At 35.0% G+C, this 18,769-nt stretch carries 21 protein-coding genes; 18 read left to right on the forward strand and 3 right to left on the reverse strand.

Annotated elements, in window-relative coordinates; translation table 11 throughout:
- Positions 1–110: 110 nt before the first annotated feature.
- Entirely contained in the window at positions 111–527 is a 417-nt protein-coding gene (locus MHH98_RS05535; protein WP_340712275.1) for a hypothetical protein, read from the forward strand.
- A gap of 276 nt (positions 528–803) precedes the next feature.
- Here the strand turns inward: MHH98_RS05535 and MHH98_RS05540 are convergent, their stop codons facing one another.
- The 3 genes from MHH98_RS05540 to MHH98_RS05550 are packed head-to-tail and all read right to left on the reverse strand — an operon-like array spanning position 804 to position 3,117.
- A complete protein-coding gene (locus MHH98_RS05540) occupies positions 804–2,264 on the reverse strand; it encodes a DUF7305 domain-containing protein (RefSeq protein WP_340712276.1) in 1,461 nt (486 codons plus the stop codon).
- Entirely contained in the window at positions 2,264–2,683 is a 420-nt protein-coding gene (locus MHH98_RS05545; protein WP_340712277.1) for a type II secretion system protein, read from the reverse strand. Before MHH98_RS05545 ends, MHH98_RS05540 begins: the two co-directional genes overlap by 1 nt.
- An 8-nt stretch (positions 2,684–2,691) precedes the next feature.
- A complete protein-coding gene (locus tag MHH98_RS05550) occupies positions 2,692–3,117 on the reverse strand; it encodes a type IV pilus modification PilV family protein (protein WP_051448776.1) in 426 nt (141 codons plus the stop codon).
- Between the two features lie 285 nt (positions 3,118–3,402).
- Between MHH98_RS05550 and MHH98_RS05555 the strand changes: the two genes are divergently transcribed.
- The 17 genes from MHH98_RS05555 (at position 3,403) to minD (ending at position 18,529) form a co-directional block, all read left to right on the forward strand.
- A complete protein-coding gene (locus tag MHH98_RS05555) occupies positions 3,403–4,719 on the forward strand; it encodes a VanW family protein (RefSeq protein ID WP_076034346.1) in 1,317 nt (438 codons plus the stop codon).
- A 23-nt stretch (positions 4,720–4,742) separates the two neighbouring features.
- Positions 4,743–6,407: a GspE/PulE family protein gene (locus MHH98_RS05560; protein WP_038188330.1), complete on the forward strand. Its 1,665-nt coding sequence runs from the start codon at positions 4,743–4,745 to the stop codon at positions 6,405–6,407.
- A gap of 11 nt (positions 6,408–6,418) precedes the next feature.
- Positions 6,419–7,462: a type IV pilus twitching motility protein PilT gene (locus tag MHH98_RS05565; protein WP_038187443.1), complete on the forward strand. Its 1,044-nt coding sequence runs from the start codon at positions 6,419–6,421 to the stop codon at positions 7,460–7,462.
- The gene (locus MHH98_RS05570; protein ID WP_038187441.1) at positions 7,459–8,664 is read left to right on the forward strand and encodes a type II secretion system F family protein; all 1,206 of its coding nucleotides are present in this window, start codon (positions 7,459–7,461) and stop codon (positions 8,662–8,664) included. Before MHH98_RS05565 ends, MHH98_RS05570 begins: the two co-directional genes overlap by 4 nt.
- A 102-nt stretch (positions 8,665–8,766) precedes the next feature.
- Entirely contained in the window at positions 8,767–9,192 is a 426-nt protein-coding gene (locus MHH98_RS05575) for a prepilin-type N-terminal cleavage/methylation domain-containing protein (RefSeq protein WP_143691510.1), read from the forward strand.
- A 128-nt stretch (positions 9,193–9,320) separates the two neighbouring features.
- Positions 9,321–10,295 (forward strand): type IV pilus biogenesis protein PilM, encoded by a 975-nt coding sequence (pilM, locus tag MHH98_RS05580; RefSeq protein ID WP_076034347.1) that lies wholly within the window; start codon positions 9,321–9,323, stop codon positions 10,293–10,295.
- Positions 10,296–10,298: 3 nt separating this feature from the next.
- Positions 10,299–10,886, forward strand: a complete 588-nt coding sequence (locus tag MHH98_RS05585) for a PilN domain-containing protein (RefSeq protein ID WP_038187435.1) — start codon at positions 10,299–10,301, stop codon at positions 10,884–10,886.
- Positions 10,883–11,593 carry a hypothetical protein gene (locus MHH98_RS05590; protein ID WP_076034348.1) on the forward strand — a complete coding sequence of 237 codons (711 nt, stop codon included), beginning with the start codon at positions 10,883–10,885 and terminating at the stop codon, positions 11,591–11,593. Before MHH98_RS05585 ends, MHH98_RS05590 begins: the two co-directional genes overlap by 4 nt.
- Positions 11,594–11,614: 21 nt before the next feature.
- The gene (locus tag MHH98_RS05595; protein ID WP_038187429.1) at positions 11,615–12,370 is read left to right on the forward strand and encodes a prepilin peptidase; all 756 of its coding nucleotides are present in this window, start codon (positions 11,615–11,617) and stop codon (positions 12,368–12,370) included.
- A gap of 83 nt (positions 12,371–12,453) precedes the next feature.
- Positions 12,454–13,080 (forward strand): hypothetical protein, encoded by a 627-nt coding sequence (locus MHH98_RS05600; protein ID WP_051448775.1) that lies wholly within the window; start codon positions 12,454–12,456, stop codon positions 13,078–13,080.
- A gap of 86 nt (positions 13,081–13,166) precedes the next feature.
- Positions 13,167–13,778, forward strand: coding sequence for a Maf family protein (locus MHH98_RS05605; protein ID WP_051448774.1), 612 nt, complete (start codon positions 13,167–13,169; stop codon positions 13,776–13,778).
- Positions 13,768–14,466 (forward strand): RadC family protein, encoded by a 699-nt coding sequence (gene radC, locus MHH98_RS05610; RefSeq protein ID WP_076034349.1) that lies wholly within the window; start codon positions 13,768–13,770, stop codon positions 14,464–14,466. Before MHH98_RS05605 ends, radC begins: the two co-directional genes overlap by 11 nt.
- Before the next feature lie 94 nt (positions 14,467–14,560).
- Positions 14,561–15,580, forward strand: a complete 1,020-nt coding sequence (locus MHH98_RS05615) for a rod shape-determining protein (protein WP_038187415.1) — start codon at positions 14,561–14,563, stop codon at positions 15,578–15,580.
- Between the two features lie 13 nt (positions 15,581–15,593).
- Positions 15,594–16,511, forward strand: coding sequence for a rod shape-determining protein MreC (mreC, locus tag MHH98_RS05620; RefSeq protein WP_038187412.1), 918 nt, complete (start codon positions 15,594–15,596; stop codon positions 16,509–16,511).
- Positions 16,511–17,038: a rod shape-determining protein MreD gene (gene mreD, locus MHH98_RS05625; protein WP_038188313.1), complete on the forward strand. Its 528-nt coding sequence runs from the start codon at positions 16,511–16,513 to the stop codon at positions 17,036–17,038. Before mreC ends, mreD begins: the two co-directional genes overlap by 1 nt.
- A gap of 20 nt (positions 17,039–17,058) precedes the next feature.
- Positions 17,059–17,730, forward strand: coding sequence for a septum site-determining protein MinC (minC, locus tag MHH98_RS05630; protein WP_038187409.1), 672 nt, complete (start codon positions 17,059–17,061; stop codon positions 17,728–17,730).
- 1 nt (position 17,731) lies between these two features.
- Positions 17,732–18,529 carry a septum site-determining protein MinD gene (gene minD / locus MHH98_RS05635; protein ID WP_038187406.1) on the forward strand — a complete coding sequence of 266 codons (798 nt, stop codon included), beginning with the start codon at positions 17,732–17,734 and terminating at the stop codon, positions 18,527–18,529.
- The last annotated feature ends 240 nt before the right edge of the window (positions 18,530–18,769 follow it).

Raw genomic sequence — 18,769 nt, forward strand, 5'->3', positions numbered from 1 at the left:
TCAATCAATTTGAATTTCTAAACAAAGATCCTGGAAGTAGACAGTTAGATAAGGTTCTTCGTGCACTCCAGAATATTGAACAGCTAACTATCACGAAGATTGATCATATTGTGATTAAAAATGATGTAGACATTTCATTAAATAATTTGTCAGGAAAAGAATTAATAGATGGAATAACGAATCATAGTAGTGAATCAATAATTACTGATGAAAACCTGTCCTTTAATCATTCATCAGTAAATCAACAAGTAGAAGAAATTCAGTATGCAACTCCCGTGTGTTCAAATGCATCTGTAAAGTCCTCACTTAAGCCCGAATGTATAACATTTGATGCAATGCTAATCTCTCCAAATTATGACGATGTCTATGATTTTATTAAAGAAGTAGAAAGATTAGATCGTATCGTCCGTATAGACAAAGTAAACTTTTCAGTTCCAAACGGAGATCAAGTTTTAAATGGTTTGAAAGAAACCATTCAAACGACATTAAAGCTCACGACTTTTTATTGTAGGGATAAGTCTTATTAATTTTAATTACTGAAGTTGGTTGTAGAATACTTTTTCTATGTGGTTAGTATTCTTTTTTAGTTGAGACGAGGAACATTTAGGTTATAGAAGATTCCTTAAATGGATTCCAAATGAGTTTTTAGTTCAAGAGACCAATAAATTTTTCTGTAGAAAATGTGCAACAGAATAATTAAAAAGGCGTTTCAAAGTTAATTCTTCAACTTTGAAACGCCTTTTTGTGTTTAACAATATCCTTAATTTTTTTAGTTATTTATTAAAAGAATTAATACTATTATATTACTCTTCTATTAAAGCTCCTTGAGATGATAATTGTTTAGGGTCATCATAAGACGGAACTGTTTCAATAGGTATAGGGTTAGAGGAAGCATATTGAACATATGATCCACCTGAAGCAGTAAAAGATTTTGCAATAACTGCTCCTGTAATATTTCCACTACCTGATAAAGTAACATCTGCGTTTGGTGCGAAAAATACTTTAGTAATGGCTGAAGAAGCTCCATCTAATTCAACTTTACTTCCTCCAGAATAAATATCCCCTTGGAATCCTCCGCTACCTCCAAATTTAATATTGGCGTTTTTTGCATATAGTGATCCAAAGATCCTTTGATCACCAGCCATGTTTATTGCATTATTTCCTTTGTAATACACTTTTAGTTTGGATATACTCCCATTGTTGTTTACTGTACTTGAAGAGTTTGTAGTTATTTTATCTTTCACATAAATAGTTAATTTTCCAGAACCTATTATGTTTATATGTCCATTATCAATATTTAAGTGGTCTACTAGGAGGGACTTGTCTGTATTACCAACATTGATCGTTAATGAATAGTTACTAGATAGTATGATATTTTTAAATTTCATATTATTTGTCATATTAAGTGTGTATTTGTTAGTAAGGTAGTGATTAATTAATAAATCGCCATTTTGTATGACATTTGTCTTTTCGGAGTCATTTTTTTTGACTAACTCATTATTAGGGTATTTCAATTGCTCTAAATTTTTAAAATCATCCTCTGGGAAAGAAGGTAACTCGATATCAATAGGAGTGCTAAGATCTGCTTTAGGTTTATGTCCATAATACGCAGGAATATCTATACTCCCGGGATTAGATGATTCGGTTGCAATATCTGCCCCATAAATATTAGCGCTTCCTGATAATGAGATAGTATTTTTAACATGGACTGCATATTTAGGTGTATATGTCTCGGGTGTTGGAGTCGTTTCAACAACTAAATATACAATATATTCTTGTGTTACTGTTCTTTTTTTGCCTCCAATTTCACCTGTTGATTTTATATAGTATTTGTTAGAGTCATCTTTATCTTTTGTTAATATTATTGTTGATTTCGGTTTTTTGCCAAAATGTTCTTCATAATTACTAAACTGATTGACTGTTGAGCTTGCAATAATTTGCTCAGCTTGAGTGTAAAAATAGTCTGTGAAATTAAACTTTAATTTTTCTTTAGTAGTTAAAGTTTCATAGTGATTTTTAGTGGAAATGAAAGCATCGTTTACCTTGTTATTAAGTTCTTCTCTTTTTTGTACAATACCTGCTTCTGCAATATAGTATACCGATTGATCTGTACGTTCACCTGAAGATTGCTTCATTGTTGTTGCAGTAACGCTCATCAATGAAACACCAAGTATCGACATAACAACCAGTACCATAAGGACGATAATTAGTGTATAGCCATTTTCATTTTTTAAAGTGTGGTTATGTTTATATAATTTTCTCATTAGTTTCCACTCCTAACGACTATGTTTGTTTCAACAGTTTTGCCATCAAGATTTGTTATTTTTATATTCCATGAATTTTCTTTGTATTCAACCAAGAATTCTTCAATATTAGTAGCGAATGGTACACTGTTTTTCGTGATGCCATTTGTACTTTTCTCGAATCTATATTCTTCATTTTTTATTTTTATCCCATCTTTAATAGAGACAATATCAGTTGTTTTTCTCATTTCTTTTGTAATGACTTTTAAGACATATGAAACCTCATGAAGCTGCTGATTTTTATTTAATTGTTTGTCGTATTGTTTAGAACTAGACAATTGAACGTTGAATATTAAAGTAGCAACTAAAGCGGATATAACGATAACTGCGAGTGTCTCTACTAATGTAATTCCTTTTTCGTTGTTTGCTATATTCTTCATTGTTTGCCTCACTTCCATACGAATACATTTTCCATTTGTGCTTTCGGAGTAACCTCTTTGTTCTCATAGACAGTAATAACTATGTTCGTTAAATTAGGTGCATTTGTGTTTTTTTTAAGCTTTAATTTAATAGTATTTTTAGCTTCTGTTTTAATGAATTCAACCCCATTAGCTTCAAGCGTATAGCCTAAACTTTTTAAGGCTTTTTCTTGATTGCTCTCCTTTTTACTCACTGCATAGGCCTTTTCCATTTCTGACTGTGCGATATAAGTCGCATCTACTATATTTTCTGAGCTCTTTCCTGTTTTTGCTGTTTGGATAAAGAAGGTAAAAAATGTTATTAGTAGAATTACTAATATAACGAAAGATGCCAAAACTTCAATAAGTGTGAATCCTTTTTCATTTGAATGAAACATCTTATAGAATTTCTTCATTTTTAAAACCTCTTTCGTAAGATTGATGGAATATATTTTTCAACAATATGAGGTGATAGATAAAATAAAATGCAAGTGGTTCAAATAACCTGTTTTATATATTAAACTATACACTTATATCATACCTTCTTCTGTGATATATAGCATATGTTTTCATTAATTATTCACAAAAAACATTTTAAATTGTGATAAAAGTCGTATCTTTTAGGATAATTTTTATTTATAATCTAGTTTATAGATGAGGATATACGAATATACAAAAAAATATAATAGGAGAATTAGAATATGAGGTTATTTACGAAATTTACAATAATTACACTGCTAGTATTCGGTTTTCTTGTTTCATTTGAATATAACGGGGATAAAGCATTAGCTGCTCCAAAAGGTTCTACTATAGGTAATGTATCTATAGAGAATTTGTCTAAGGAAGAGATGAAAAAACAGTTAAATGCAGCCGTTGATACATGGCAAAGTAGCGAAATATTGATAATGGTTGGGGAAAAAGAGATTTTATTGACCGGGGAAGATTTCAAATTCGATATAAATGCCTCTATTAGACAATATGAACTTAGTATTGAGAAACCTTGGTATGCGTTTTGGGAAAAGAAACGTATTGTACATGAGTCTTTGATTGTAGAAGCAAATCCTACTTTAAAAGAGAAAATTGAAAACCAAACAAATTTAAAAGATGAAAATTTAATTACTCAAATTCTTGAAGCGGCATCTTATCTGAAGAGTTCTCCGATTAAGGTTGCAGTTAAAGATATATCAATCGATCAAGCTGAACGAATTTCATTTGAAACGATAGCTTTGAGTGAAAGCCAAACCGCAGAAATTTCGAAAATTGTTGCTCAATTAAATGGTTTTATAATTGAGCCGGAAAATGAAGTTTCATTTAATGAACTAATAGCCAATGCTTCTAACAATGAAAGTGTAATGACGATTGTAGCATCGGCTTTATATAGTGCAGTAGTACAAAGTAGCTTTGAAATTTTGGAAAGACATCAAGCTAATGAAATTCCAACCTATGTGAATCCAGGGTATGAAGCTGTTGTTAATCCAATATTTAAAAAAGATTTGCGATTTGTATCCCATAGTAAAGTACCAGCAAAAATTGTTGCTACAGTAAATTCAGGTGAATTAAAAATTGAACTATATTCTCTACGAGGCAATCCAAAAGTGTCAGTCTTTGAAGAGGATAAAAAAAATGTTAAGCCTCGAACTATTTATCGATATTCTTCTTATTTAGAAGAAGGAGAAAGAGAGATAGCTCAACAATCAGAATCAGGTCTACAACTAGTAATTTATCGTACAGTCACTAATGATGATGGAAATGAAAAGACAGAATTAATAAGTCAGAATTACTATGCTCCACAAAATGAAATTATTGAGCTTTCATCAAAACAAACACCGGTTGATTTGAATTCTGCAAGTGGAGAAGAAGTTTCAGAAGAATGTAATGAGGATGATACCTCAGATGTTTGCAAACCAACAACTACTAAACGAAAAAAGGCAACTAAAAGTAAAAATGGTGGTCCTGTTCCCGAAGGAAGCTACTATACCGAAACAGGGGATATTGTAACACCTGGTGATTCTAAATAAGGTTGCAAAGAGGTGAAGGAGAAATGAGTAAGGTAAAAAGAAAAAGACTCGGGGATTTATTAGTTGAAGCTAACGCAATTACTCAGGAGCAGTTAGATTATGCTCTAAAGAGTAGAAATATAAATGAAAGACTTGGAGATTTTCTAATCAGAGAAAATTTACTAACAGAGCAATTATTAATTGAAGTACTAGAATTCCAATTAGGCGTACCTCATATTAGTATCAGTCAATATGCAATTGAACCGGAACTCATTCAACTAGTACCAAAAGAATTAGCTAAACGTTCGTTATTAATGCCTTTGACGCGTGAAAAGAATAAATTACTCATTGCTATGGCTGATCCTATGGATTATTTCGCGATAGAAGAAGTTCGTATGGTGACGGGCTGCCAAATAGAAACGAGTATTGCAACGAAGGATGATTTATACCGTTCTATTTCTAAATACTATGATTTACAGGAGACAATGGATGCGGCGTTGAATGATTTTATCCCACTAGAAAAGGATGAAGAAGTAGAAATTTTTGATGATGATTCTCCTATTGTTAAGTTAGTTAACCAAATTATCTCGAATGCTGTTGTTCAAAGAGCGAGTGATATTCACTTTGACCCACATGAAACTGAACTACGTATTCGATTACGTATAGATGGTGTATTAAAAACAGAGCGTTCCCTTCCGAAACATATGCAAAATATGATCATCGCTCGTATTAAGATAATGGGGAATTTGAATATTACAGAAAATCGTTTACCACAGGATGGGCGAATAAAGGCAAATATTAATCTTCACCCGATTGATATTCGATTATCTACGTTACCTACAATTTATGGTGAAAAAGTTGTTATGCGTGTTTTGGATTTGAATAATTCACACGGAGATATTCGAAAGCTTGGGTTTTCAGATAATAACTTAGTGCATTTTAAAAAAATAATTTCTAAACCGAATGGAATCGTACTTATTACAGGTCCAACGGGTTCCGGTAAATCTTCTACATTATCTGCGACATTACATCATCTAAATGGTGAAGATGTCAATATCGTGACAGTTGAGGATCCAGTTGAATATCAAATGGATGGTGTAAATCAAATTCAAGTTCGTGAAGAAATAGGATTGACGTTTGCTACTGGTTTAAGATCTATTTTACGTCAAGATCCAGACATCGTCATGATAGGTGAAATCCGAGATTTAGAAACAGCGCAAATTGCGACTCGTGCATCTCTAACTGGGCACCTAGTATTAAGTACATTACATACGAATAGTGCGGTTGAATCTATTTCTAGATTGATTGATATGGGGATTGAGCCGTTTTTAATTTCATCATCAGTTGTCGGAGTAGTGGCGCAGCGTCTTGTTAGACGAGTCTGCCGTGATTGTGGTGAGTATCATGACTTATCTATACAGGAACAGGAGATTTTTGTGAAACATAATGTCCACGTTGAAAAAGTAAAGCGTGGTAAAGGATGCCCGTCATGCAATAAGACGGGATATAGAGGGCGACTTGCAATTCATGAAATACTCGTAGTCGATGATTATATAAAAGAATTGATACTAAATAAAGCAGGAATTGCAACGATTAAAAAGCAAATGTATAACAAAGGCTATCGAACATTATTAGAAGATGGACTGTTAAAGGTAGCGGAGGGTATTACAACGACAGAAGAAATATTACGTGTAGCGACTGATAACTAGGATGTGAGGAAATGGCAAAATCTATTATAGAATTACTAATTTATGCGGACGACAGTGACGCTTCAGATTTACATGTAACTGTAGGTGTACCTCCGCATTATCGGATTAACGGACAATTGCAACCGTATGGAGAAGAGAATCTGACACCTGATGATTTAGAGCTGATGATAAAAGAAATTCTGCCTCCGCATCGTCAGGAGGAATATGAAATAAAAGGTGAAGTTGATTTCAACTACTCACTCCCTGGAAGATGTCGGTTCCGTATGAACGCCTATCATCAGCGCAATAGCTGTACATTAGCAGCACGTAAAATTACATCTGAAATTCCAACAATCGATCAATTAGGCATGCCGGAAGTATTGAAAAATTTATGTAGTAAACCCCAGGGGCTCATTCTTGTAACAGGACCAACAGGCTCAGGTAAATCTACAACTTTAGCCGCAATGATTGACTATATTAACACCAATAATGCGAAACATATTATTACGCTAGAAGATCCTATTGAATATTTGCATAAACATAAAATGTCGATTGTAAACCAACGAGAAGTAGGAACAGATACGAATAGCTTTGCAAACGGTTTACGTTCAGCTCTTCGTCAAGATCCAGATATTATTCTAGTAGGAGAAATGCGTGATCATGAGACGATTTCAACAGCAATTACAGCTGCTGAAACAGGACATTTAGTCATGGCGACATTACATACAAGTAGTGCTCCAACGACAATTGACCGTATTATCGACGTCTTCCCACCTCATCAGCAAAGTCAAATTCGTATTCAGCTAGCGAATGTGTTACAAGGAATTATTTCACAGCGACTGTTTAAACGAATAGACAAGCCAGGTAGAGTAGCAGCAACAGAAATTTTAGTACATACTCCATCTGTTTCTAATTTAATAAGAAATGATAAAGTACATCAAATTCCGAATATCATGCAAACAAATCGAGCAGTTGGCATGCATACAATTGAAAGTTCTATTCAACATCTTTTAGCGAAGAAAATAATAGATTTTGAAATTGCCAAAACGTATTTGAATGCAGGTGAATTTGGATGACAGTATATCGCTATAGTGGTCGGTCATCAAAGGGATCTACGGAGAAGGGAACTATTGAAGCTGGCACCAAGCAATTAGCCGTTAAAAAATTGCGAGATCAAGGCATTAATCCTAGACAAATTGAAGAATCCAAAAGTATTTTGCACAAAGATTTATCGCTTGGTAGTGGAGTGAAAAATGAGGACTTTGTTATTTATTGTCGCCAATTTGCAACGCTGATTCGAGCAGGTATATCGATCGTAGAAGCAACACGGATTCTTAGTGCGCAAACGTCTAGTAAGGCGCTAAAAAAAGCTTTAGTTAGTGTGGAAGAGGATATACGCTCCGGTATTGCTTTTTCTGCCTCAGCAGCAAAATATCCTAAGATTTTTCCGACGCTCTTTATCAATATGATGAAAGCTGGGGAAGCAACAGGTAATTTAGATGACACATTAGATCGAATGGCTTTTAGCTATGAGAAATCGTTTAAATTACAGAAGAAGATTCAATCGGCTATGACTTACCCGATTGTGTTAGTTATATTAATCGTTTTTGTGGCCGTTTTTATGCTGCTATGGCTTGTCCCAAGATTTACAGCGTCCTTTGCTAGTTTTGGTGCTGAACTACCAGCCATTACATTGGTTGTCCTGGCATTTAGCGATGCTTTGAAAAAATTCTGGTGGCTATTTTTACTCGTAGCTATAGTTGCAATCGGAGGATTTGCTTTTCTATTTAAGAAGAATGAAAAAATTAATTTTATGACGCACTATATCCTACTGAAAATGCCGATTTTCGGAAAAGTACTGCAAAAATCGGCTATTGCTCGTATGACTAGAACGTTATCAACCTTATTTAGTAGTTCAGTTCCCATATTAAGTGCTTTAGCTATTGTTGAGAAAATTATCGGTAACCCTGTAATAGAAGAAGTGATTAGTGAATCTAAAAGTTCATTAGAAAAAGGGAGTCCACTATCGCAGCCGTTAGAGAAAAGCTGGGTATTCCCACCACTTGTAACGCAAATGGTTGCTATCGGAGAGCAAACGGGTTCTTTAGATTATATGCTAGAAAAAATAGCGGAGTTTTACGAGGATGACGTGGATCGTACAGTCGATTCGCTGAAATCCTTAATTGAACCATTAATGATTTTGCTATTAGCAGCTATTGTTGGATTTATAGTAGCAGCCATTATGCTACCGATGTTTAATTTATATGAACAAATCTAGTGAATTTTTAATTGGAAGGAGGTGAAAGGAAAAATGACAACCGAGCAAGTACAACTATCATCTAAGGATCAACTTACATATACGAAAAAAGGAGGTTTTATCATGAATAAGATCAAAAAAATGATAAAAAATGAAAGAGGTATGACTTTAATCGAACTATTAGCGGTAATCGTTATTATCGCGATTATCGCTGCTATCGCAATTCCTGCCATTGGTAATATAATTAATAATCAAAAAGACAAGGCAATTTTAGCGGATGCTTCCACAATTTTAGCTGGGGCAAAATTAGCAATGGCTGATGGGGCGTGTGGAGCTGATAATTCATGTAGTAACGTTGAATTAGAAGGTTTTGTAGATGAGTTAAAATATCCTCTTGTTGCAGCAGATAAAGTTGATAAAACTACAAATGGTTACTCTATTACGTATACTGCTTTAGAAAAAATAAATAATAATAAATATAAAGATGGTGTTGCTACAGGAAATGTAATAACGAGCGACAAATTAATTGAAAATATGGGAAATAAATAACTGATATACAGCAGCCTCCACTGCTGTATTCCCTTTAATCTTTCGTTGAAGAAAGCCATAGCATTTCAAATGCATTCCCGGCTTTCTCCACCGAAGTATTAAAGCTTTTCGATGTGGGAGGTACTCTGATGATATTTAAGAAGAAAAAGCGACAACTGTCATTTATATATAATGATTATGCAATGCATATGTTAGCAGTCAGTTCAAATGATTTAGAGCAGGCTACAATAGAAGGTATTCCTTTAGATGAAGGTATTGTGGTGGATGGTGTCATTGAAGATGAGCTTTCTTTTTTTGAGCTACTAAAGGAGCAAGTAAAAAAATATGGACTTAAAGGTCAGAATGTACGCTTTTTTGTGCCTGATAGTACAGTCATGATGAAGGTAATTGAGCATCCACAGGAATTAAAGGGAGAAGAAGCGATTAAAGAGTATGTAGAGATGGAGCTAGGACGTTCAATTCATCTACCATTTGAAGATGCACTTATTGATATTTATGATGCACAGGCTGGGGATGGAAAGGCGACTTTATTTGCTACGAGTGCAGATGAGATTCAGAAGTTGACGGGGCTATTAGCTGATGCTGGCTTATCACCTGTTGTAGCGGATATAAAAGCGATTTCTAATCTACGTTTGCTTGAAATGGTTATGCCGAATATACATAACAGCATTACGCTAATTACAGATTGGTCTATTAATGAGCTCTCAATAACAATTTATTCGCAAGGGGAAGTCGAATTTTTACGCTATCAAACGATTAATACAGAGCGTAGTAAATGGTACCCGAAACACACGGAAGATGCTTTTGATTATGCTTACAGTGATGATGTGATGAATTATAAAACAGCATTAATGGAGCCGTTATCTGAAATTGATCGTATTTTAAACTTTTATCACTATTCTTTAAATAAAGGTGAAAAGAGCGTAGGGAATATTGTTGTTATAGGAGATTCACCTGAGCTGCCATACATCATTGACATGCTAGAAAGTCAATTAACTTTGCCGGTACATACTTTAACAGATTCAGTGATTACTAGTAAGTTTCCTAACTTTAAGGCATCACAATCAAGTTTAATTGGACTAGCCTTAAAGGAGGTAGAGTAGGGTATGATTCCAGATATTAATCTCTTACCTAAGATAGAAAGAAAAAAGACAAATAGTCTACTTTTTTGGTTATTTGTAGCTGTCATTTGCTTGTTATTTATTGCTATTGGGGTGAAATATTTCTCGTTAAAAAGTGAGGTTGAATCTTTGTCCTCAGAGCAACAAGGTTTATCAACAAAAATTGATCGTTATAAAGACCAAATCGCGAATATTCAGAAGCAATCACAAGGTACACTTGCACAATCTGTACAATTTGTTGAATCGGTTTCATACCCGGTTGCACCGATTATTGATAGTTTAGAAGGTCATCTTGAATCGTACGAAAAGCTTACGGATATTAAATACGGTCCTGAAGGTATTGTAGTGACAATCGACTTTGAAACGCTTAACGACGTATCTCTGTATGTTCAAAAATTATTAATGGATCATTTATATACAGATGTCCAAATTGAAAAAGTAACTTCTTTTAAACCAGAAAAAAACGAGTATAATGACGCCGATTCAGATGAGGATTTAGTACCCCGCTATACAGCAGAGTTTAAATTGGCTATTAGTAATTCAGATTTACTTGCGGAGGTAGAACGTCCATGAATTCTTTAGGGAGTAATGAGAAATCAGCATATATTCTTATCGGAATACTTGTTATCACAATCTTAGGCGCTATCTTTTATTACGCGGTATATCCAAAAATGGAGGAAAGTAATTCATTGAAATATCAAATCGCGGATATGAAGAAAGAGGCAGCCACACTAGATGAACAGCTTGATATAATGAAGGAAGAACAAAAAGCTAATGAGAAAAGTATGAGTGAATTAAAAACGAAAGTACCGTTAGATCGTGATTTAAGTAATGTGATTAATGCTATTGAACAAGTGGAATTAGTAAGTGAAACGAATGTAATTGATATTACATTTAATAATTATGATGAGACAGTTAAAGAGACAATCCAAATGGAAGAAACCTCAACAAATAAGGAGCCACAAAATCAAGCAAGTAGTGATAATGTGAATGGTAATGATGAGAGCGAAACGTCGGTTACTCCTGTTTCGCCGATTGCATCTAGTAGTCTACCAGAAAAATTAAAGCTAATATCAATGACGCTATCAATTAATGCAAAGGATAAAAAAGAAATAAGAGCTTTTTTAAAGGAAGTTGAAGTATTGCCTCGTATTATGCGTATTGACTCTGTTGAGTACGAAATACCAAATACAGATGTACAAAGTTCAGGGGCAGATGAAGCGCTTGAAGCTACCGTTCAACTCACAGTATTCTACTACGAGGGTTCAGTAGAAGAATAAACTATAATAAGAGGGATATAAATGATAATTGTTTATGCACTATTCTTTTTTATATTTGGTCTAGTTTTTGGTTCGTTTTTTAATGTAGTTGGGTTAAGAGTACCTAAGGGAGAGTCTATTGTTAGCCCGCCTTCACATTGTACAAATTGTCAAAGGCGGTTAACAACTAGGGACTTAGTACCTGTGTTATCTTTTTTGTTTTTGAAGGGTAAATGTAGAAAGTGTGAAACGAAAATTCATTGGGTATATCCGTTAACGGAATTTGTGACAGCTTTTCTTTTTACATTGGCGTATTTGGAATTGGGATTAAATCCTGAATTGATTATTGCACTATTATTTATTTCCTTATTAATCATTATTACAGTTTCAGATATTGCGTATATGTTGATTCCTAATAAGATTTTATTGGTTTTTGGAGTGCTCTTAGTGGTTGGACGTTTTTTCATCCAGTCGAACCCATGGTGGGACAGTATTGTTGGGGCATTTGGTGGATTTTTAATATTATTACTCGTTGCGATCCTGTCGAAAGGTGGGATAGGGGGCGGGGATATTAAATTATTCTTCATCATTGGACTAGTACTTGGTATTTATTCGACATTACTTGCGTTATTTTTGGCGTCGGTTATTGGTTTAATAGTAGGCGTTGTACTATTAAACTACCGAAAGCAAGGGCGTAAAACTCCGATTCCTTTTGGTCCATCGATTGCATTGGCAAGTATCATTACTTATTTTTATGGCGAACAAATTCTCGAATGGTATATGAATTTGTTATTTTAACAAGATAAATTTTATGGACAAGACGACAAGAGTCTTGTCTTTTTTTATGGTCATCATGCTACGGTTAATAGAGGGGTGATGACATGAAATTTGAATCTAGAAATAATAAAAAAATGCTGCTCTTGTCTATGGTGCATGGTGTGATTATTGGTGTGGCAGGAGTATTTCTATTTTTCATTGCATTGCATTTTTTTGATGGACAGGCAGAAAAGCAAGTTACTAATGATAAGAAAACTGCATCTAAAACGACAACAACTGCTAAGGCTGATGACAAAGCATATACCTTTTATGCACAACAGTATGGTGTTTTTTCAAGTGAGCAATCCGCGACAGAATTTTTAGGTACTAATCCGAAACTATATACTAGTGCGATCGTTTCATTTGGCGGTCAATATTTTGTATGGTCTGCAGTTGGAACGAAGGAAAAAGAAATTAAAGAAAGAGTAGATAAAGATTCTTTCGTAAAAAAGATTAGCTTTAGCGGTGCTAAATGTGAAAGTCCGGCACTTGTCGAAATGCCCAAAGTACTGAGTGCATCAAAAGTGTCAAAGTTTACTTTTGAAGGCGGTAAGAAAAAGATTGATCCACCTTCTAAATGGGCTTCTAACATTGAAGCAGTGTCAAAGGTTTCGGACGATATTCTAGTAATCAGATTGCAGCTAATTAGCCATTATACAGCTCAAAACAAATGTCTCAAAATTGGATTTTAAGGTGTTAAAACCCATCAAATCTCGATTTTAACACTTTTGAAAAAAATGTCATTTCGATTATGATGTCAAAAAAGGAGGGAATTGAAATGACTTTAAATCCAGTAACGACTATTGTTTTAGTGAGCCCGAAAGGCAATGCTGAGGATATTTTTGCTCGCATTAAAATACCTTATGAGGTTGAGTATCATCATGTAGCCATTGATTATCCTTCAACTACATCACCTTTGGATTTTACTGTGTACTGTTCTTTTGTGACTTTGTGGCGTCAATTTATGGTAGAGCATAATAAGGCATATATTTCTACGAAAAGAACCGTTAGCATCAATGGTGAAATTATGAGCCCCCCTACTACTAGACAAGCTGCATATCGTTATTTAGCTAAACTATCAAATCGTCAACATATTGTAACGACTGCGATCGCAGTTAGATATCTTGGACAGCTAACAATGGTTGTAGTTGAGTCCAAAGTAACGATGAAAAAATTATCTCAAAAAATAATTGAACATTATGTTGAAACAGGGGAACCTTTTGAACATGATATTGGTTATAATATACAAGGATTAGGGGCAAATTTATCGGAATCTATCGAGGGTGATTTTGATAATGTCGCGGGATTACCAATTGACTCTTTGCAAGAGCATCTAATTAACAAAAAGATTCTCGATGTAAAGGAAGGGGAGATAGTCGATGTCTACTGACACTATTAAACCAATGATGATCCGTGATGTGCACCAAGATGACCGCCCAAGGGAACGATTAAAGCGACAAGGAGCAGAGAGTTTATCGAACCAGGAGCTTATCGCAATATTATTACGGACAGGAACGAAGGAAGAATCTGTTTTACATATTGCAAATCGAGTTTTAACTTCTTTCGAACAGCTTCACGAATTAAAGCATGCAGCCATTGAGGAAATCATGACTGTAAAAGGAATCGGGGAGGCAAAAGCGATTCAACTGCTGGCTGCCATTGAGCTCGGCAGAAGAATTTCGCAACAGCGAATAGAAGATCGCTATACTATTCGATCTCCTCAAGATGCAGCTACATACTTAATGGCTGATATGACTGCTTTACTACAAGAGCATTTCGTAGTGTTGTTTTTGAATGTTAAAAATCAAATTATTCATAAGCAAACGATCTTCATTGGTAGTTTAAATGCTAGTATCGTTCACCCACGTGAAATTTTTCGTGAAGCTGTTAAACGCTCTGCTGCTTCGCTTGTTTGTGCGCATAATCATCCCTCAGGCAACCCCGCTCCTTCACCAGAAGATATTGAAGTTACAAAACGAATCCAGGAAGCCGGCTATATAATAGGTATAGAGCTTTTAGACCATGTCATAATTGGGGACCACCAATTTATAAGTTTAAAGGAGAAAGGGTACATGTAACACTGTAATTTTTCATTCCTTTCCGTTATAATAAAACTTATGATTTTATGACAGCTAAGAAAGTTATGGCTATAGAGAAAGGAAGAACATAATAGTGTTTGGATTAGGTGGGAAAGATGTCGGGATTGACCTCGGCACAGCAAATACATTGGTATTTATTAAAGGTAAAGGAATCGTACTCAGAGAGCCTTCTGTAGTTGCGAAAAATACAAAAACAGGTGAAATCGTAGCAGTAGGTAACGATGCAAAAAATATGATCGGACGTACTCCAGGTTCAATCGTAGCAATCCGCCCAATGAAAGATGGCGTAATTGCTGATTTTGATATTACTACTACTATGATTCAATATTATTTACGTGAGGCTATGAAATCTTCTGGTGGTAACTGGAAAAAGCCGAATGTGATGATTTGTGTACCTTATGGTATTACATCTGTTGAACAACGTGCTGTTATAGATGCATCTCGTCAAGCAGGCGCGAAAGATGCTTTCACAATTGAAGAACCATTTGCAGCGGCGATTGGTGCTAACTTACCAGTATGGGAACCAACAGGTAGTATGGTTGTTGATATCGGTGGTGGTACTACTGAGGTTGCTGTTATCTCATTAGGTGGTATTGTGACAAGTGAATCTGTACGTGTTGCGGGTGACGCAATGGATCAAGCCATTACAGCTTATATTCGTAAATCATATAATTTAACAATTGGTGAACGTACTTCTGAATCTATTAAAATGGAAATTGGTTCTGCAAGCACTGAAGGTCCAGAAGAGCGCATGGAAATTCGTGGTCGTGATTTAGTAACTGGTTTACCAAAAACAATTGAAATTTCTTCTATCGAAATTGCTGAAGCATTACGTGAATCTATCTCTGCTATTATCGACGGCGTGAAGAAAACATTAGAGCAAACTCCTCCAGAGCTTTCTGCTGATGTTATGGAACGCGGTATTGTATTAACAGGTGGTGGAGCTCTACTGAAAAGCTTAGATAAAGTTATCAGTAGCGAAACAAATATGCCGGTATTTATTGCTGAAAACCCGCTAGATTGTGTTGCGATTGGTACTGGTATGGCGTTAGATCATATCGATTTAGTACGTCGTCAACAAACGAAAGGTTAAGGAGGTTTAGGCAATGCCACAGTTTTTCTCGAATAAGCGATTAATTTTGCTGCTTGTCGGCGTAATTTTCCTAGTGGCATTGATTAGCTTCTCCTTACGCGATCGTCAAAACGCCTCGCTTCCTGAACAAATTATTAAAGATACAGTCGGTTTTGGACAATCTCTAGTGACCAAACCGGCTCACTACATAACAGGAATCTTTAATAATGTCGATGCATTATTAAACACGTATGATGAAAATAAAAGATTAAAATCGCGTTTGGAAGAATTTGCAGTACTGCAGGGCGAAGTCAATGATTTGAAGATTGAAAACGACAAGCTAAGAGCTATAATTGACAAAAAAGAGGATTTAAAGAAATTTAATCCGATTCAAGCAACTGTTATTGCACGAAATCCAGATCAATGGGAAGAAAAGTTAATTTTGGACCAAGGTACGATGGATGGGATTAAAGTCAACATGGCAGTTAGAACATCTGAAGGCTTAATTGGTAAAATCGTGCAAACGACACCGTATACATCAGAAGTAGAGTTATTGACTACCAATAATCCGAACTATCGTGTATCAGCGGTTGTTGCAAATAAAAAACAAGTATTTGGTCTAATAGAAGGTTTTGATGAGAAGCGTAACGAATTAATACTAAAACGTATTGACTCTAGTTTGAAAGTGAAAAAGGGCGATAAAGTTATGACATCTGGTTTAGGTGGTATTTTCCCGAAAGGTATTTTAATTGGGGAAGTAACAAAAGTTACTACAGATGATTATGGTTTAACAAAACTTGCTTATGTGAAACCAGCTGCTAACTTTTCTATGCTTGATCATGTCATTATTGCGAAAAGAGATTCTATTAATATTGATGGTTCTGATGGCAATAGTACAAACAATGACGAAACAAATAAAACTACTACTAACACGACTGGGGATGGAGAATGATGGTACGTTTTCTAATTCCTCTAGTCGCTGTTGTTTTGTTCTTTTTGGAAACTGAATTCGCCCTATTCTCACCGATTAAATGGAATGGTGAATTAGCTTATTTAGTACCAAGATTTTTGATATTATATTTGATATTTCTTTCGATATACTACAATCGAAAACGAGCTATGCTATATGGATTAATTTTTGGCCTCTTGTATGATATCTTCTACATTGATATTATTGGATTATATTCATTTTTGTACCCATTTATTTGTTTTATAGCAGGTTCTACAGTAAAATATATCCATCAGCATTTGTTTGTAACAACAACATTATCGCTACTATTAGTCGCGTTATTAGAGATTATCTTACATCAATTTTTCTTATTAATTTCATTTACGACTATTCCATTTTCAGAATTTTTAAATCAGCGTTTAATACCAACAATGATAGCGAACTCGATTTTCCTAATTATGCTTGGTTGGACGTTTAGATATTTAATACAAGCGCGCGTATTGCAAAAAGCAAATCAATCCATTTTATAAAAAATCGTGAGGTGACGCATTTGTCGACAAAGCAGCTAGTCTATATTAAAGGTACGAAGGATGGACTTGTGCTTCGACTAGACGATCAATGCGCTTACTCAGAGTTAATCGATGAACTTAAGCGTAAGGTGTCCGAAGAAGGTATGGAAGGTCAAGCTGAAGTACAGATTCAATTAGGAAATCGTTATTGTGATGAAGAACAATTAAAAGAAATATTGCATATTGTTCAGAAATCCGAGCATTTAAAAGTTTCAAAGATTAAGAGCGATGTAATTTCTGTAGAGGAAAGTAATCGTAGAGTGGTAGAAAGCAGATCAGCTACTTATGTTGGTATCGTACGATCGGGACAAACGATTCGTGCAGAAGGTGACTTAGTGGTTGTTGGAGATGTTAATCCTAACGCTAGAGTTGAAGCAGGCGGTAGTATTTTCGTCTTAGGGCGTTTGAAAGGAATTGCTCATGCTGGTTCAAAAGGCAACCGCGAAGCAGTTATAGCAGCGTCTTGGCTTGAAGCAACCCATCTACTGATTGCTGACTTGATGGAACTTATGACAAATGAATTAGCCGTTTTGTCCGAAACACCTGAAATGGAATGTGCGTACATACATTCAAATGGTCATATTACGATTGACCGCTTGCAAGATTTGCGTTTATTTAGACCAAATCTGTCAACGTTTAAAGGAGGAAGCTAATGTGGGAGAAGCAATTGTAATAACTTCTGGTAAGGGAGGCGTTGGTAAAACAACGACTACTGCAAATCTAGGAACTGCATTGGCCCTTCAAGGAAAAAAAGTATGCTTAGTTGATACAGACATCGGTTTACGCAACCTTGATGTTATCCTTGGATTAGAAAACCGCATTATTTATGATTTAGTAGATGCTATTGAAGGACGATGTAAAATTCACCAAGCGCTTGTTAAAGATAAACGCTTTGATGAATTATTGTTTTTATTACCAGCTGCTCAAACGACAGACAAGACAGCAGTAACACCACAACAAATGAAGCAGTTAATTGGTGAATTAAAAAGAGATTATGATTTTGTGTTAATTGACTGTCCAGCTGGAATTGAACAAGGTTATAAAAACGCTGTTGCGGGTGCAGACAAAGCAATAGTTGTAACAACACCTGAGATTTCAGCGGTACGTGATGCAGATCGCATTATTGGTCTGTTAGAACAAGAAGAAATAGAACCGCCTAAATTAATTATTAATCGGATTCGTCCACATTTAATGAATCGAGGCGATACATTAGATGTGAACGAGATTACTACACACTTATCAATTGATTTGGTAGGAATTATCCCGGATGATGAAAATGTGATTAGCTCATCTAATAAAGGTGAGCCGATTGTGATGGAGCCAACTACGCAAGCGGCTTTAGCATATCGCAATATCGTGCGAAGAATCCTAGGTGAATCAGTTCCACTTATGACTTTAGAAGGTGAGAGTAAAGGTGTTTTCGCTAAACTCAAATCACTATTTTCTAAGTAAGTTCTGAAGATGCTCGTCCATAATAGACAAGCCTTGAAGCCTGGTAAATAATGTTCTCGATTAGTTAGACTACTCAACACATAAAATGTGATGAGTAGTCTTTTTGTTTGGTAGGGAATATGTAAGGTGGAAATAGAACTTGAATTTCAGAGATAGTACAAAAAAGTACTATTAATTTAATTTATTTCTCTCTCTAATTAAAGTTAATATATTACATGTAAATGAATGAAGTACCTTCTC

The sequence above is a fragment of the Viridibacillus sp. FSL H8-0110 genome (genome assembly GCF_038003565.1).
Taxonomy (GTDB): Bacteria; Bacillota; Bacilli; order Bacillales_A; family Planococcaceae; genus Viridibacillus; species Viridibacillus arenosi.